A 16120-nucleotide genomic window follows, 5' to 3' on the forward strand; every position below is an offset into this window, starting at 1 on the left:
GTCCACCGCGAGAGCGATCCCCGCCGGGGTCGCGGCCGGGAACCTTCCACCTACGTGAACGTAGCTCCGAGTAATCCGTGTACAGAACCGCGCCGAACTGCCATGATGACTTTCTGCCCACCGGCGGTTCATTAGCGCGCCGAGAAACCGTGACTCGAAGTTCGATATAACCCCGCCGACATTTCAGACGGTAGTCATCGATGCCAGCCGAGCGCGTCAGCCGCGCGCGGCTGGAGCACCGTCACAGCACCCGAAATAAATCCACTCGCCTGTAGAGGTCACGAGCCTCGCGGGCCGCCTACGACGGCCGGGACACCTCGCGCATGTACCTATGCGCGCCGGGCATGGATGGGATCGCGATCCGAGCAGAGGGCCGGGCCCGAGCCCGAGTCAGCTCGCGTTCAGCTCGACGGGGGCGCGCGGGATGTCAGGTTCGAGGTAGACGCGGCAGGTCGTGGGAGTGGCCGCGCGCAGGCGGCGCTCGGCCTCGTCGATCGCCGCGGCGACCTCGGCGACGGTCAGCCCGTCGTCAACGCCGATCTTCGCGGCGACGAGCAGTTCGTCCGGGCCGAGGTGCAGGGTCCGCATGTGGATCACGGCCGTGACCGACGGCGCGGACACCAGGGCCGCCCGGATCGCGGCGACCACCGCGGGCGTCGCGGCCTCGCCGACGAGCATGCCGTAGCTCTCGATGGCCACCACGACGGCCACGATCAGCAGCAGCACGCCGATGGCCAACGTGCCGGCCCCGTCCCAGATCGGGTCGTCGGTCAGCAGCGTGAGCCCGACGCCGGCGAGCGCGAACATGAGGCCGATGAGCGCCGCGAAGTCCTCCAGCAGCACCACCGGCAGCTCCGGCGCCCGCGCGTCCCGGATGAACCGCCACCAGGACTCCTCGCCTTTGTGGTGGCGTGACTCCCGGATCGCGGTTCGGAAGGAGAACCCTTCCAGCACGATCGCGACCAGCAGGACGATGACGGCGACGAGGCCGGACTCCAGGTGGTGCGGGTGGCGCAGCTTCTCGACGCCCTCGTAGACGGAGAACAGCCCACCGACGCTGAACAGCACGATCCCKACCAGGAAGCCGGCGATGTAGCGGGCGCGGCCGAACCCGAACGGGTGGTCCTCATCGGCCGGCCGGACCGACTGGCGCTGGCCGAGCAGCAGCAGCCCCTGGTTGCCGGAGTCGGCGACCGAGTGGATCGACTCGGCCAGCATCGACGACGATCCGGTGAACAGGAACGCGACGAACTTCGCCACCGCGATCCCCAGGTTGGCGGCCAGTGCCGCCAGAACCGCCTTCGTACCGCCGCCCGCGCTCACCCGAAACCCTCTCCCTCACCAGAAACCCGGACCTTCCGGCCCGCGACCTGCCGGCAAGTCTGCCAACTCCCCCAGAGAGGCACGCCGCTGGGTGCATTTACAGGCAAGTGGCAGCTGGTGATGCGAACACCCGAGGGCGAGGCGCTCCTCTCCCGCCGCCCAGCCGGGGGATCCCGCTAGGCCAGAGCGATGAGTTCCAGGAGGTCCGGAGACCAGTTGTCCTCGACGCCGTCGGGCAGCATGAGCACCTTGTCGGGGTTGAGCGCCTCGACGGCACCCGGGTCGTGGGTGACGAGGACGACGGAGCCCTGGAAGGTCGCCAGTGCCGAGAGGATCTCCGCGCGCGACGCCGGGTCGAGGTTGTTCGTCGGCTCGTCGAGCAGCAGCACGTTCGCCGCCGAGCAGACCAGCCCCGCCAGCGCGAGCCGCGTCTTCTCGCCGCCGGACAGCGTCCCGGCGAGCTGGTCGACCGTCTCGCCGCTGAACAGGAACGCGCCGAGGATGCGGCGCAGCTCCACCTCAGAGGTGTCCGGGGCGGCGGAGCGCATGTTGTCCAGCAGCGAGCGGTCGTGATCGAGCGTCTCGTGCTCCTGCGCGTAGTAGCCCATCCGCAGCCCGTGGCCCGGGTTGACCTGGCCGGTGTCGGCCGTCTCGACCCCGGCGAGGATCCGCAGCAGCGTCGTCTTGCCCGCGCCGTTGAGGCCGAGGATGACGACCCGGGTTCCTCGGTCGATCGCCAGGTCTACGTCGGTGAAGACCTCCAGCGACCCGTATGACTTCGACAGCCCGGCGGCGGTCAGCGGAGTGCGGCCACACGGCGCCGGGGTCGGGAAGCGCAGCTTCGCGACCTTGTCCGCGACCCGGGTCTCGGCGAGGCCGGCGGCGAGCCGGTCGGCGCGGCGGTCCATCTGGTGGGCGGCCCGCGCCTTGGTCGCCTTGGCGCGCATCTTGTCGGCCTGGGCCTTCAACGTGTCGATCTTCTTCTCGGCGTTCGCCCGCTCGCGCTTGCGCCGTTTCTCGTCCTGGTCGCGCTGGGCCAGGTAGGTCTTCCAGCCGACGTTGTAGGCGTCGAGCGCGGTCCGGTTGGCGTCCAGGTGGAAGACCTTGTTGACGGACCGTTCGAGCAGGTCGACGTCGTGGCTGATGACGATCAGGCCGCCGGTGTGGGCGCGCAGGAAGTCCCGCAGCCAGACGATCGAGTCGGCGTCGAGGTGGTTGGTCGGCTCGTCGAGCAGCAGCGTCGCGTCGGCGTTGCCGGCGCCGGCGAACAGGATGCGGGCGAGCTCGACCCGGCGCCGCTGGCCGCCGGAGAGCGTGCCGATCGCCTGGGCGAGCACCCGGTCGGGCAGGCCGAGCGACGAGCAGATGCGCGCGGCCTCGGACTCGGCCGCGTAGCCGCCGAGCACGCTGAAGCGCTCCTCGAGCCGGCCGTAGCGGCGCACGGCCCGGTCGCGGGCGGCGTCGTCGGCGAGCTCGCCCATCTCGACCTGGAGCTTGTCCATCTCGCGCAGGATCTCGTCGAGCCCGCGCGCGGACAGCACCCGGTCACGGGCGGACTCGGTCAGGTCGCCGCTGCGCGGGTCCTGCGGCAGGTAGCCGACGTCGCCACGCACGTCGATCTTGCCGGCGAACGGGAGGGTCTCCCGCGCCAGCGTTTTGAGCAGGGTCGTCTTGCCGGCGCCGTTGCGCCCGACGAGACCGATCCGGTCCCCCGGCTGCACCCGGAACGACACCGGCTCGACGAGGATCCTGGCTCCGGCCCGCAGCTCCAGGTCGGTCGCGATGATCATGAAGTGTGTGGCCTCTCGGACGTGAACGTGGGAGTACAGCCACGGCCGCGCGCGGCGACCGCTCGTCAGGGCAGGTAGGAAAAGGAGGCCGGTGCTCAGCCCGCGGGCTGAGCCGGCTCGCTCACTCACTCCAGCTGGACGAGGCGCTCCATCGGCTCCTGAGACCGCTTCCGATCGGTCCGGGGCTCGGCCCCGGGGCAACGGGCACGTACGTCGGCGAGGCCTGCCCGCCGGGAACGGCGAACGGACCATGCCGCCTCCGCGCGGCCGCTGGGCGCGCGGTCCAGCGTCACGGCGGAGGCATCGCATCCAGCGTACGTGCGCCGAGGCGGCGAGATCCGCGCCGAGGGTGTTAAACCGGCGTCACACGGCGGGGCTAGCCCAGGCGGGTGACGTTCACCGTGACGCCGAGCGACGAGGAGGTGCCACCCGAGTAGACGCCGCGCATGGGCGGGACGTCGTCGTAGTCGCGGCCGCGGGCGACGACGACGTGCCGCTCGCCCGCGCGCACCGCGTTCGTCGGGTCGAAGCCCCACCAGTCCCCGAACCAGCCCTCCACCCAGGCGTGGCTCTGGCCCTCGACTGTCTCGCCCGGCTCGGCGTCCACGAGCGGGTGCAGGTAGCCGGACACATAACGGCCCGGCATGCCGGCGGCACGCATCAGCACCAGCGCGAGGTGCGCGAAGTCCTGGCAGACACCCTCGCACTGCTGCCAGGCATCGACGGCGGAGCTGTGGACACCGGTCGTGCCCGGGCGGTACGTCAGCCGGTCGCGCACCCAGTCGCCGACGGCGAGGACGAAGTCCGCCGGGTCGTGCGCGGCGGCCAGCTCCCGGCCCGCCTCGACGAGCTCGGGGTGGTCGGGGGTGTAGCGGGCCGGGCGGAGGAACTCGACGTACTGGTCGGCGGTCTCGTCGGCGCGCAGCGCCGACCAGCTCGCGGCGTCGGCGGGCAGCCCCTGCTCGGGCGCGGTGCGCACCAGCGAGCGCCCGGTGACCACCAGCTCCGTGTGCGGGGTGTGGATGTCGAACGCGGTGACCTGGGTTCCCCAGTAGTCCCAGTAGCGGTAGGTGGTGACCGCCGGCTCGGTACGCACCGTCGCCTCGAGCGTCAGCTGCCCGCTGCCGGTCTGCGGAACGATCCGCGCCTCGTTGTACGAGGACAGGACGGAGCTCGAGTACCGATAACCCGTCGAATGCTCTACACGGATCTGCCAGCTCATGTCGGTCCTTTCGGGGGCGCGGTCAGACCGGGACCTTGGTGGCCCAGGCGCGCGGCGACTCCCGGGCGAAGTAGCGGTCCGTGATGGCGGCGCTGACCTCCGAGCAGGTCCGCTGCATGCCGCGCAGCAGATCCGGCATGTCCTCGACGAGGTCGTCGACGCCGCGGAACTCCAGCTCGGTACGGGCGAGGCCGACCCCGCGCCGGGCCGCGTCGTGCACCGTCGTCCGCCCGCCCCGGCGGCCGCTGTCGAGCTCGGCGAGAATCTGCTCGGCGAGCGCGAGCGACCAGTAGACCGAGCGCGGGAACAGCCGGTCGAGCAGCAGGAACTCGGCGACCCGGGAGGCGTCGACCGCGCGCCGGTACGTACGCAGGTAGGACTCGTGCGCGCCGCAGGAACGCAGCAGGCTCACCCAGCTCTGCGAGTTCGGGTCGTCGCCGATGCTCGACGACAGCAGCCGGGCGGTCATGTCGACCCGTTCCAGGCTGCGCCCGAGCGCCAGGAACCGCCAGCCGTCGTCACGGGCGAGGGTGGCGTCCACCAGACCGGCCAGCATCGCGGTGCGCTCACGGATATAGCGGAAGAAGATGTGCGGGCCGAGACGCCGGGCGAGCTGCTCGGTGTGGTCGAGCTCGTTCCAGGTCACGTTCAGGCATTCCCAGGCCTCGCTGGACACGACCACCCGGGCGCTGCGCGCGTTCTCCCGCGCCGCCGAGATCGCGCCGACGATGCTCGACGAGTTGTTCCGGTCATAGCCGAGCAGCTCGACGACCAGGTGCGAGTCGACGGATCCGGCGACGGGCGGGGTTCCCATCACGGCGAGCAGCTCGCGGCCGGCGGACGACTCGTCCAGCCACGGGTCCTCCAGGACACGGTGGACATGCACGTCGAGGATCCGCGACGTGCTCTCCGCCCGCTCGGCGTAGCGGCCGATCCAGAACAGCGACTCCGCGATCCGGCTCAGCATTGGGTCTCCCGCTGCTGGTTCTGTTGTTGTTGTTGCTGTTGGTCGCCGTTCGTGTCGGGGCCCAGGTCCGGGCCCTGGGCGGTCTCGACGTCGCCGACGATCGGGCGGCCGTAGGCGCCGGGGCGTTCGCCCTCGGCGAGCTCCGGCGCGAGCACCCAGGTGTCCTTCGAGCCGCCGCCCTGGCTGGAGTTGACCACCAGGCTGCCCCTGGGCAGCGCGACCCGGGTGAGCCCGCCCGGCAGCACCCAGATCCGGTTGCCGTCGTTGACGGCGAACGGCCGCAGATCGATGTGGCGTGGGCCGAGGCGGTCACTGGACAGCGTCGGCGAGGTCGACAGCCGCACCACGCGCTGCGCGATCCAGCCGCGCGGGTCGGCGATCACCTGCGCGCGCAGCGTCGCGAGCTCCTCGTCGGTGGCCTGCGGCCCGATGACGATGCCCTTGCCGCCCGAACCGTCGACCGGCTTGATGACGAGCTCGTCGAGGTGGTCGAGCACGTGGGCGCGCTGGTCCGGGTCCTCGACCCGGAACGTGTCGACGTTGGGCAGCACCGGCTCCTCGCCGAGGTAGTACCGGATCAGCTCGGGGACGTAGGTGTACATGAGCTTGTCGTCGGCGACGCCGTTGCCGACGCCGTTGGCGATCGTGACCCGTCCCGCGCGCGCGGCGTTGACGAGCCCCGCGCAGCCGACGACCGACTCGGGCCGGAACTGCAGCGGGTCGAGCCAGTCGTCGTCGACCCGGCGGTAGATGACGTGCACCGGCTGCTCGCCCTCGGTGGTGCGCATCGTCACCCGGTTGTTGCGGACCAGCAGGTCGCGCCCCTCGACCAGCTCGACGCCCATCTGCCGGGCGAGCAGCGCGTGCTCGAAGTAGGCGGCGTTGTAGATGCCGGGGGTGAGCACGACGACCGTCGGGTCGGCCACCTCGGGTGGTGCCGCGGCCCGCAGCGCGTGCAGCAGATGGGAGGCGTAGTCGGCGACCGGGCGGACCCGGTGGGTGGCGAACAGCTCCGGGAACACCCTGGTCATCGCCCGGCGGTTCTCGATGACGTAGCTGACCCCGCTCGGGACCCGGACGTTGTCCTCGAGCACCCGGAACTGGCCCTGCTCGTCGCGGATCAGGTCGATGCCGGAGACGTGGCAGCRCACCCCGTTGGGCGGGTCGATGCCGTGCGCGGCCCGGTGGAAGTGCGAGCTGGACATCACCAGCCGGCGCGGCAGGATGCCCTCCTCGAGGACCTCGGCGCGGCCGTAGACGTCGGCCAGGAACGCCTCCAGCGCGCGCACCCGCTGGACCACGCCCCGCTCGATGGTGTCCCACTCCGAGCCTGACAGCAGCCGGGGAACAAGGTCCAGCGGGAAGGGGCGCTCCTCCCCGAACAGGATGAACGTGATGCCCGCGTCCCGGAACGCCCGGTCGAGCGCAGCCTTGCGGGCCGCCAGGTCACCACTGCTCAGTGGCCGCAACGCGTCGTACAGCGCCGCATACACCTCTCGAGGCGTGTCAGCGGCCTCGAACACCTCGTCCCAAGCGGCGGTGGCCTGCACCTCCGCCGGATATCCCTCGAACAGGTCCGCCACGGCCGCAGCGTAGGGCGCGGATGTTTCCACGACATAACCAACCGATCGATCCCGCCGGTGACCACTCCCACTCCATCAGCACACGGGATATCCACCCCGGGAACACCGCGAACTGKTTACGTCCGCGCATCCGCCCCCAGCCCGAAGGAAGATCGGCCCCGGCCCGGCGGACCGGCCCGGAACCACCTGTCGGGCGCGCCGGCCCTACCCGGGCTCCCAGGTGGGGCCGGCGCGTGAGAGGCTGGGCGCCGCGACGTCCAGGTGTCGGCGGGGGACGGCCCGGCGTCGCCGTTGGGTGCTGTGCCCGGGCTGGRCGCCGCGGCCTCGCGTGGCCGATGTCGCCCGACTCACCGGGCTCGGCCCTCCGCCGACCACCGTTCCCAGCCGCCCTGGCCCTGATCTCGATCGGAAAGGCCCGCTTACACCATGACGACGCTGTTGGTGACCGGTGCCGCTGGGTTCATCGGTTCGAACTTCGTGCGCTACTGGCGCACCTGRCACCCGACCGACCAGATCATCGCGCTCGACGCGCTCACCTACGCCGGCCTGCGCGAGAACCTCGCCGACGTGCTCGACGCCCCGGCTGGGGCCGGCGAGGGCGCGGCGACGTTCGTCCACGGYGACATCCGGGACCGGGAGCTCATCGAGGGGCTGCTGCGTGAGCACAAGGTCGACACGGTGGTCAACTTCGCCGCCGAGTCGCACAACAGCCTGGCGATCCTGCGGCCCGGCGACTTCTTCTCCACCAACGTGATGGGCACCCAGACCCTGCTGGAGGCGGCCCGCACGGTGGGTGTCGGCCGGTTCCACCAGATCTCCACCTGCGAGGTCTACGGCGACCTGGACCTCGACGACCCGGGGGCCTTCACCGAGGACTCGCCCTACCTGCCGCGCACCCCCTACAACGCGGCCAAGGCCGGCAGCGACCACGCCGTGCGCTCCTACGGCTACACCTACAACCTGCCGATCACCATCACGAACTGCTCGAACAACTACGGGCCGTACCAGTTCCCGGAGAAGGTCATCCCGCTGTTCATCACCCGGGCGCTGCGGGGCGAGCCGCTGCCGCTGTACGCGTCCACGAGGAACCGGCGCGAGTGGCTGCACGTCGCCGACCACTGCCGGGCGATCGACGCGGTGCTCGAGCGCGGCCGGGTCGGCGAGACCTACCACGTCGGCAGCGGCGTCGAGGCCGACATCGAGACCATCGCCGACACGATCCTCGCCGGGCTCGGCCTGCCCGACACGCTCAAGACGATCGTCCCGGACCGCCCGTCGCACGACCGCCGCTACCTGCTCGACTCCGGCAGGCTGCGCGCGGAGTTGGGCTGGGCTCCGCAGATCGACTTCGCCGACGGCATGCGCTCGACGATCGCCTGGTACCGCGACAACGAGTCCTGGTGGAGCCCCCTCATCGGCCGCTCCCCCGTCCAGGAGACCGCCTGGACGGGCAACTGATCGACGTCTCGCGCGCGGGGCCGACCCGCGGGTCCATTCGCCGGTCGGTCCCGGCGCGGTCACCGAAATGCCAGCTCACGGACGTCGGCAAGGGCGTGTGCGGGAGCGGCCCGAGCACTAGGCTGCGAGATGTGCCGGATTCGCCTGGGCGGTCGATATGAGAGGGCCGGGGCCGCGGGTGCTCGGTCTGGTGCTCGCTGGTGGCAAGGGGTCGCGGCTCGCGCCGCTCACCGCCGACCGGGCGAAGCCCGCGGTACCGTTCGGCGGGCTGTACCGGCTGATCGACTTCGCGCTGTCCAACCTGGTCAACGCCGGCTACCTGCGGATCGCGGTCCTCACCCAGTACAAAAGCCACAGCCTGGACCGGCACATCACCACCACCTGGCGTATGAGCACCCTGCTGGGCAACTACATCACCCCGGTGCYGGCGCAGCAGCGCCTCGGCCCGCAGTGGTTCGMCGGCAGCGCGGACGCCATTCACCAGTCGCTCAACCTGGTCCATGACGATTCCCCGGACATCGTGGTCGTGTTCGGCGCGGACCACGTCTACCGGATGGACCCGCGCCAGATGGTCGCCCAGCACATCGAGACCGGCGCCGGGGTGACGGTCGCGGCGCTGCGGGTGCCGCGGGCGGAGGCGCAGGGATTCGGCGTCATCCGGGCGGCGCCCGACGGCCGCACGATCGACGAGTTCCTCGAGAAGCCGACGGACCCGCCGGGACTCGCCGACTCCCCCGACGAGACGTTCGCGTCGATGGGCAACTACGTCTTCTCGACGAAGGTGCTCCTGGACGCCCTGCACGCCGACTCGACCGACCCGGACAGCGTGCACGACATGGGCGGCGACATCATCCCGATGCTCGTCGACCAGGGCCTCGCCGGTGTCTATGACTTCAGCGAGAACGAGGTGCCGGGCGCCAAGGAGCGCGACCGGGGCTACTGGCGGGACGTGGGCACGATCGACGCCTACTTCGACGCCCACATGGACCTGTGCACCCTCGAACCGGTGTTCAACCTGTACAACCCGCACTGGCCGATCCTGACCAGCGTGCCGTCGCTGCCGCCGGCGAAGTTCGTCCGGGACGCCCCCGGCCGCACCGGCATGGCGGTGGACAGCATCGTGAGCAACGGGGTGATCGTCTCCGGCGGCCTGCTGCGCCGCTCGGTCCTGTCCCCCGGCGTGCGGGTGAACTCCTGGGCCCAGGTCGAGAACGCGGTGGTCATGAACAACACCGTGGTCGGCCGGCGGGCGGTCGTGCGGGACGCGATCCTCGACAAGAACGTCGTCGTCCCGCCCGGAGCCCAGGTGGGCGTCGACAAGGAACACGACCGGGCGCGCGGTTACACGGTCAGCGAGGGCGGCATCACCGTCGTCGGCAAGGGCGTCACCGTCGAGTAGGCCGGCCGTCTCGCCTCGCCTCGCCCGCCACCAACTCTCAGCAAAAGGACCACGTGGGATGCGCGTCGCGCTGCTGACCAGGGAGTACCCGCCGAACGTCTACGGCGGCGCCGGCGTGCACGTCGAGTACCTGGCGCGCGAGCTCGCCCGCCTGGTCGACCTGACCGTCCATTGCGAGGGCGATCCCAAGGACGAGGACACCGACATCGGGGGCGTGGCCCCGCCGGTGGTACGGCACCGGCCCTGGGCCGACCTGAGCGACGCGAACGACGCCCTGCGTGTCTTCTCCATGGACCTCGCCATGGCCGCCGCGACCACCCTGACCGGAGAGGCCGCCATCGGCGGCGGCAGTGTGGACCTCGTCCACTCGCACACCTGGTACGCGAACCTGGGCGGCCATCTGGCGGCGATGCTCGCCGGGGTGCCGCATGTGATGACGTCACACTCGCTGGAGCCGCGCCGGCCGTGGAAGGCCGAGCAGCTCGGCGGCGGCTACCGGCTGTCGTCATGGGCCGAGAAGACCGCCATCGAGGCCGCGTCCGCCGTCGTCGCCGTAAGCGCCGGTATGAAGACGGACATCCTCGGCGCCTACCCAGGAGTCGACCCAGCGAAGGTCCACATCATCCGCAACGGGATCGACACCGACGAGTACTCCCCCGACCTGGGCACCGACGTGCTGGAGCGCCACGGCGTCGACCCGGACCGCCCGTCGGTGGTCTTCGTCGGGCGGATCACCCGGCAGAAGGGCGTGCCCGTGCTGCTGCGCGCCGCGGCGGAGCTGGACCCGCGCGCCCAGCTGGTCCTGTGCGCCGGCGCCCCCGACACCCCCGAGCTGCTCGCGGAGGTGACCGAGCTGGTCGACGCCCTCCATGCCCGCCGCGACGGCGTCATCTGGATCTCCGGAATGCTCCAGAAGCCCGAGGTCATCCAGCTGCTCTCGCACGCCTCGCTGTTCGCCTGCCCGTCGGTCTACGAGCCGCTGGGCATCGTCAACCTGGAGGCCATGGCCTGCGGGGCGGCGGTCGTCGCCTCCCGAGTCGGCGGCATCCCCGAGGTCGTCGACGACGGGGTCACCGGCCTCCTCGTCCCCCCGAACGACCCGCCGGCGCTGGCCGCCGCCATGAACGAGCTGCTGGCGGATACCGCTCGCGCCCGGGCCATGGGCCAGGCGGGCCGGGACCGCGCCGTCACCGAGTTCGGCTGGCCCGCCGTGGCCCGCGAGACCGCCCGCCTCTACGAGTCCCTCGCCGCCGGCTAGCACCCACCGGCCAGCACCGCTGGCTGGCGGCGGGACAGCGGCCGCCGCGGCGGTAGCAGGAGCAGCGGTCAAGAGAGCCCAGGTCCTCTTGGACCTGGGCTCTCTTGACCGCCGGGGGCGATTACCCGTCGCCTCATAGTTCTTACCCACTTGGCTTCGGACTCGTCCTCGGCGGCACCATCTAGATACCTCCAGTGCCGACCCACAAACACACAGTTACAAGATTCTTTGACCCGCGCCACAGCACCTCTACCGACGCGCGCCGCTCAGACCCGACACGGGGCACATCGCGGGACCTGCGCGAGGGCGCGCCACGGCAGCTCACCCGCCTGTCGACAAGGCTTCGCAAACTAGCCGGGGACGGCACTCTCGGTCTAATGCACGTGCATATGCACGCGACATATGCACGAGCTACCATATGACCACCACCGTGTCGCCCACGGACTCTCGGCGTCGCACCTGGATCGACTGGTCGACGCGGCGTGCCGGCACCTGTTGTGGGCTTTGCGGAGGAAACGACCATGGCCATGCGCGAACGACCTCAACCTCCCGCCGTCGGCTCCGGTCGCTTCCCGGTCGCTGTCGTGGTCGACGGCTGGAACGTGCGGAGCCAGATCAGCCGCGCCTTCGGCCAGGCCAGGCACGTCACGTACCCGGGACTTGTCGGCGGTCTACGGGTCTACGGGCTTCAGGTGGTCTCCGCCGACCTCGCGCTCGGAATCGACCCCGCGGACGGCCCACCATCGGTCAAACCCGGCAGCAGGCTCGAGAAGGCGCTCGCCGACAACAGCGAGTTCGCGCGGCGGTGGGAGCGAACTCCCGGAGCCACTGTGCTACCCGGCCGGCTAAGGATGTCGGACTCGGGCACGGACCTGGAGGAGAAGCTGGTCGATGTTCTCTGCGCCGTCCAGATCTGTCGCCTGGCCACCCAGATCCGGCGAGGCGACGCGAACGCAGGTGGGATCGTCGTCCTCAGCCGAGACATGGACCTGATCCCGGCATACCAGTTCGCCCATGAACTCGGCGTGCCCATCTGGGCCGCGGCTCGGGAGACGGTCCACCGCCGCCGCGACGACCACGGATGGCTCCTACTCGATGACGTCGCTCTCGCGACCATCGCCGGCTTCCGCGACCGCTCGGTCCTCGACCGGCGGGCGCAGGTCGCGAGCTGGCTGCCGCGGCCAGACCTTGCTCTGAAAGACGTCACGGCCCGTCGCATGGTGATCTCCAATGCGGACCCGGCCAACCGGCAGCTAGGCCTGTTCAGCCAGGTGGGAGGTCTGCCAGCCGCCGCGCCTACGACCGCGGTGCCCCACCCGGCCCGACCGGGCAAGCTAGTCGATCTTTTTCCGGTCGGTGCGTTCGTCAAGGACCAGGGCGCCTTCCCAGTGCTGTCGATGGACCGACACCCGCGCAGGGCTCCCGAGATCGCCGTGGGCACGGTGGAGTGCTGGCTCGACCAGACCAGGCGCCAGGTCAGGTCGTGCGGCGCGACGTACCTGTTGCATGTCCCCGCRGGCTCGGCACCGCCCGGCGACCGGGTCCTGATTCTGGCCACGACCGACGGGCGTATGCGCTACATCGGCCCAGCCGAGGACGGACCCGAACGCACGTCCCAGCACCAGTCGCGGGTACTCATCGCCAGGATCACCGATGCGCGGCGGCGGCTCAGCGCACACGACTACCGGAGAGTCCGTGCGGCGATCGGACGCCAGATGGTCTACGCGACCGGCCTGCTGGAACAGAGCGGTCAACCAGCACTCGTCGCGCACGAGGAGCCAGGGCTGCTGTCTGGAGATCGGCTGCCCACCGTGATCGTTGAGAACCGAGACGACAGCCCTGACGTTCGGCCGCTGGTCATGCAACTGGGGTCACGGCTGCCCCGAGCGATCCTCTAAAAAAACATCGCCGGAAGTCCTAGGACTTCCGGCGACCGTCGGCCCATATGTCCGACACGGTACGAGCGCACGAGCTAGTCGCACGCATCTTCACCCTACCCCACAGGTCCCAGAAGTCCAACACGCCGGCGAATGGCCGGACGGCCAGCGCGACGGCCCCGGTCCCGTGGACGGCGGCGACACGTCAGACGTTGAACCCGAGGGCGCGGAGCTGTTCGCGGCCGTCTTCGGTGATCTTGTCGGGGCCCCACGGGGGCATCCAGACCCAGTTGATCGTGATGTCGGTGGCCAGGGAGTCCGGGCCATCCACGAGCGCGGAGCGGGCCTGGTCCTCGATCACGTCGGTGAGCGGGCAGGCCGCCGACGTCAGCGTCATGTCCAGGGTGACGGCGTTGTCGTCGGACACGGTGATCCCGTAGACGAGGCCGAGGTCGACGACGTTGATGCCGAGCTCGGGGTCGACGACGTCGCGCATCGCCTCCTCGATGTCCTCGATCGTCGACTTGTCGACGGACGTGGCGCTGAGCCGGGGCTGGCTGGCCGCGGCCGCGTCGGGCGTCGTGACGCCCGCGGTCACGGCCTCCGGCAGCGGGGCGTCCTCGGCGAGAGCGGTATCGGAAGGAGCGGTGCTGTCAGTCATGCCTGCTTCTCCTGCTCGGGAACGGACCCGGCCTCTAGAGGTACGGACGCCGCGCCGGCGTCAGTGGGCGACGACCCGCTGGCGGCCTGGGCAGTGGCGTCCTTCCAGGCCATCCAGCCCAGCAGTGCGCACTTGACGCGGGCCGGGTACTTCGACACGCCGGCGAACGCGACCGCGTCCTCGAGGACGTCCTCGTCCGGCTCGACGGTGCCGCGGGACTGCATGAGCGCCAGGAACTCGCGTTCCAGCGTCATCGCGTCCTCGACACTGCGGCCGATGACCAGGTCGGTCATCACGCTCGCGGACGCCTGGCTGATCGAGCAGCCCTCGCCCTCGTAGGAGACGTCCGCGACGGTGTCGTCGACGATCTTCACCCGTACCGTGACCTCGTCGCCGCAGGTCGGGTTGACGTGGTGCACCTCGGCGTCGAACGGCTCACGCAGCCCGCGGTGGTGCGGGTTGCGATAGTGGTCCAGGATGATCTCCTGGTACATCGAGTCCAGCTTCACGCTCCGAAGAACCTCCGCACCCCGGCCAGACCTTCCACCAACGCGTCAATCTCGCCGGTGGTGGTGTACAGGTGAAATGAAGCCCGGGTCGTCGCGGGAACGCCGTAGCGCAGGCACACCGGCCGGGCACAGTGGTGGCCGACGCGAACGGCGATCCCCTGCTCGTCGAGGACCTGGCCGACGTCGTGCGGGTGGATCGCCCGCCCGTCCTTGCCCGCGAGCAGGAACGAGATCGCGCCGCCCCGGTCGACGGGCTCGGCCGGGCCGATGATCCGCAGCCCCGGGACCTCGACGAGCCGCTCCAGCGCGTAGGCGGTGAGCGCGTGCTCGTGCGCGGCTACGGCGGCCATCCCGGCCCCGCCCGCGAGTCCCGTCAGGTAGTCGACGGCGGCACCGAGCCCGACCGCCTGGGCGATCATCGGGGTGCCGGCCTCGAACCGGTGCGGCGGCGGGGCGTAGGTGCTCCCCTCCAGCGTCACCAGCTCGATCATCTCGCCACCGCCGAGGAACGGCGGCATGACCTCGAGCAGCTCCCGGCGCCCCCACAGCACGCCGATGCCGGTCGGGCCGCACATCTTGTGCCCGGTGAAGGCGAAGAAGTCGACACCGAGCCCCGCCACGTCGACCGGCAGGTGCGGGGCCGACTGCGAGCCGTCGACCACGGTCAGCGCACCGACCTCGCGGGCGCGGGCGGCGATCGTCTCCACCGGGTTGAGCGTGCCGAGGATGTTCGACTGGTGGACGAACGAGACGACCTTCGTCCGGGGGTTGACCACCTCGTCGAGGTTGGACAGGTCGAGCCGGCCGTCGTCGGTCAGGCCGAGCCAGCGCAGCGTCGCGCCGGTGCGCTGGCAGAGCATCTGCCAGGGCACCAGGTTGGAGTGGTGCTCCATCTCGGTGATGACGACCTCGTCGCCCGGGGCGAGCCGGAAGCGCCCGGCCTCCGCGCCGAAGGCGGCGGCGTTGCTGAACGCGTAGGCGACGAGGTTGAGTGCCTCGGTCGAGTTCTTGGTGAAGACGACCTCGTGCCGGTCGGGCGCGCCGATGAACGCGGCGACCTTGTCGCGGGCGGCCTCGTAGAGGGCGGTCGCCTCCTCGGCGAGCACGTGGATGCCGCGGTGCACGTTGGCGTTGTGCAGCTCGTAGTACTCACGCTCGGCGTCGAGCACCGCGCGCGGCTTCTGCGACGTCGCCGCGCTGTCGAGGTAGACCAGCGGCCTGTCGCCGTGCACGATCCGGTCCAGGATCGGGAAGTCCTTGCGGACGAGCTCGACGTCAAGCTCAGGAAGACCAGCCATCGCGCTCACGCTCCCGCGCCGACCTTGACGTACTTGTCGTAGCCCGACTCCTCCAGCGTCGCCGCGAGCTCCGGGCCGCCCTCGTCGACGATCCTCCCGCCGGTCATCACGTGCACGAAGTCGGGCCGCACGTAGCGCAGGATCCGGGTGTAGTGCGTGATCAGCAGCGTGCCGGTCTCGCCGGCCTCGCGGACCTTGTTGATGCCGGTCGAGACGACCCGCAGCGCGTCGACGTCGAGGCCGGAGTCCGTCTCGTCGAGGATCGCGATCTTCGGCTTGAGCAGCGCCATCTGCAGGATCTCGTGGCGCTTCTTCTCACCGCCGGAGAAACCCTCGTTCACGCCGCGCTCGGCGAACGCCGGGTCCACCTCCAGGTCCTTCATCGCCTCCTTGACCTCCTTGATCCACAGCCGCAGCTTCGGGGCCTCGCCCCGGACGGCCGTGGCGGAGGTGCGCAGGAAGTTCGAGACGGAGACGCCGGGCACCTCGACCGGGTACTGCATGGCCAGGAAGATGCCGGCGCGGGCGCGGGCGTCGACGCCCATCGCGAGCACGTCCTCGCCGTCCAGCGTGATCGAGCCCTCGGTCACCGTGTACTTCGGGTGGCCGGCGATCGAGTAGGACAGCGTCGACTTGCCGGAGCCGTTCGGCCCCATGATCGCGTGAGTCTCCCCCTTGCGGACCGTCAGGTTGACGCCCTTCAGGATCTCGCGCGGGCCCTCGCCGTCCGTCTCCACCGTGACGTGCAGGTTCTTGATCTCCAAGGTCGACACCG

General features: G+C 70.6%; 13 protein-coding genes. 4 read left to right on the forward strand and 9 right to left on the reverse strand.

What is annotated here, in order from left to right; all coding sequences use genetic code 11:
• Positions 1-390: 390 nt before the first annotated feature.
• From BL253_RS07485 to BL253_RS07505, 5 genes are all read right to left on the reverse strand, one after another.
• The gene (locus BL253_RS07485) at positions 391-1323 is read right to left on the reverse strand and encodes a cation diffusion facilitator family transporter (RefSeq protein ID WP_076814778.1); all 933 of its coding nucleotides are present in this window, start codon (positions 1321-1323) and stop codon (positions 391-393) included.
• A gap of 176 nt (positions 1324-1499) precedes the next feature.
• The gene (locus BL253_RS07490; protein ID WP_076814780.1) at positions 1500-3113 is read right to left on the reverse strand and encodes an ABC-F family ATP-binding cassette domain-containing protein; all 1614 of its coding nucleotides are present in this window, start codon (positions 3111-3113) and stop codon (positions 1500-1502) included.
• Between the two features lie 376 nt (positions 3114-3489).
• A complete protein-coding gene (locus BL253_RS07495) occupies positions 3490-4335 on the reverse strand; it encodes a transglutaminase family protein (RefSeq protein ID WP_076814782.1) in 846 nt (281 codons plus the stop codon).
• 22 nt (positions 4336-4357) lie between these two features.
• Positions 4358-5302, reverse strand: coding sequence for an alpha-E domain-containing protein (locus BL253_RS07500; protein WP_076814784.1), 945 nt, complete (start codon positions 5300-5302; stop codon positions 4358-4360).
• Positions 5296-6885 (reverse strand): circularly permuted type 2 ATP-grasp protein, encoded by a 1590-nt coding sequence (locus BL253_RS07505; protein ID WP_076814786.1) that lies wholly within the window; start codon positions 6883-6885, stop codon positions 5296-5298. Before BL253_RS07505 ends, BL253_RS07500 begins: the two co-directional genes overlap by 7 nt.
• Before the next feature lie 426 nt (positions 6886-7311).
• Here BL253_RS07505 and rfbB point away from each other — a divergent pair, with 426 nt between their 5' ends.
• The 4 genes from rfbB (at position 7312) to BL253_RS07525 (ending at position 12898) form a co-directional block, all read left to right on the forward strand.
• Positions 7312-8343 carry a dTDP-glucose 4,6-dehydratase gene (gene rfbB / locus BL253_RS07510; RefSeq protein WP_076814788.1) on the forward strand — a complete coding sequence of 344 codons (1032 nt, stop codon included), beginning with the start codon at positions 7312-7314 and terminating at the stop codon, positions 8341-8343.
• A 157-nt stretch (positions 8344-8500) separates the two neighbouring features.
• Positions 8501-9742, forward strand: coding sequence for a glucose-1-phosphate adenylyltransferase (glgC, locus tag BL253_RS07515; protein WP_076814790.1), 1242 nt, complete (start codon positions 8501-8503; stop codon positions 9740-9742).
• A gap of 58 nt (positions 9743-9800) precedes the next feature.
• Positions 9801-11000, forward strand: coding sequence for a glycogen synthase (gene glgA, locus BL253_RS07520; RefSeq protein ID WP_076814793.1), 1200 nt, complete (start codon positions 9801-9803; stop codon positions 10998-11000).
• 527 nt (positions 11001-11527) lie between these two features.
• Complete coding sequence (locus tag BL253_RS07525; protein WP_131831455.1) at positions 11528-12898, forward strand: NYN domain-containing protein; 1371 nt, start codon at positions 11528-11530, stop codon at positions 12896-12898.
• Positions 12899-13082: 184 nt separating this feature from the next.
• Here the strand turns inward: BL253_RS07525 and BL253_RS07530 are convergent, their stop codons facing one another.
• The 4 genes from BL253_RS07530 to sufC are packed head-to-tail and all read right to left on the reverse strand — an operon-like array spanning position 13083 to position 16118.
• Complete coding sequence (locus tag BL253_RS07530) at positions 13083-13538, reverse strand: metal-sulfur cluster assembly factor (protein ID WP_076814797.1); 456 nt, start codon at positions 13536-13538, stop codon at positions 13083-13085.
• Positions 13535-14047 (reverse strand): Fe-S cluster assembly sulfur transfer protein SufU, encoded by a 513-nt coding sequence (gene sufU, locus BL253_RS07535; protein ID WP_076814799.1) that lies wholly within the window; start codon positions 14045-14047, stop codon positions 13535-13537. Before sufU ends, BL253_RS07530 begins: the two co-directional genes overlap by 4 nt.
• Entirely contained in the window at positions 14044-15345 is a 1302-nt protein-coding gene (locus BL253_RS07540; protein ID WP_076814997.1) for a cysteine desulfurase, read from the reverse strand. The genes sufU and BL253_RS07540 overlap by 4 nt, the downstream gene beginning before the upstream one ends.
• 5 nt (positions 15346-15350) lie before the next feature.
• The gene (gene sufC, locus BL253_RS07545; RefSeq protein WP_076814800.1) at positions 15351-16118 is read right to left on the reverse strand and encodes a Fe-S cluster assembly ATPase SufC; all 768 of its coding nucleotides are present in this window, start codon (positions 16116-16118) and stop codon (positions 15351-15353) included.
• Positions 16119-16120: the final 2 nt, after the last annotated feature.

Origin of the sequence: Pseudofrankia asymbiotica, from assembly GCF_001983105.1 — a bacterium.
Classification (GTDB): Bacteria; Actinomycetota; Actinomycetes; order Frankiales; family Frankiaceae; genus Pseudofrankia; species Pseudofrankia asymbiotica.

Bases quoted from the DNA above. Each gene is read 5' to 3' on its own strand.
- BL253_RS07490 (WP_076814780.1), bottom strand. From the start codon at position 3,113: ATGATCATCGCGACCGACCTGGAGCTGCGGGCCGGAGCCAGGATCCTC.
- glgA (WP_076814793.1), top strand. From the start codon at position 9,801: ATGCGCGTCGCGCTGCTGACCAGGGAGTACCCGCCGAACGTCTACGGC.
- BL253_RS07495 (WP_076814782.1), bottom strand. From the start codon at position 4,335: ATGAGCTGGCAGATCCGTGTAGAGCATTCGACGGGTTATCGGTACTCG.
- BL253_RS07540 (WP_076814997.1), bottom strand. From the start codon at position 15,345: ATGGCTGGTCTTCCTGAGCTTGACGTCGAGCTCGTCCGCAAGGACTTC.
- BL253_RS07530 (WP_076814797.1), bottom strand. From the start codon at position 13,538: ATGACTGACAGCACCGCTCCTTCCGATACCGCTCTCGCCGAGGACGCC.
- BL253_RS07500 (WP_076814784.1), bottom strand. From the start codon at position 5,302: ATGCTGAGCCGGATCGCGGAGTCGCTGTTCTGGATCGGCCGCTACGCC.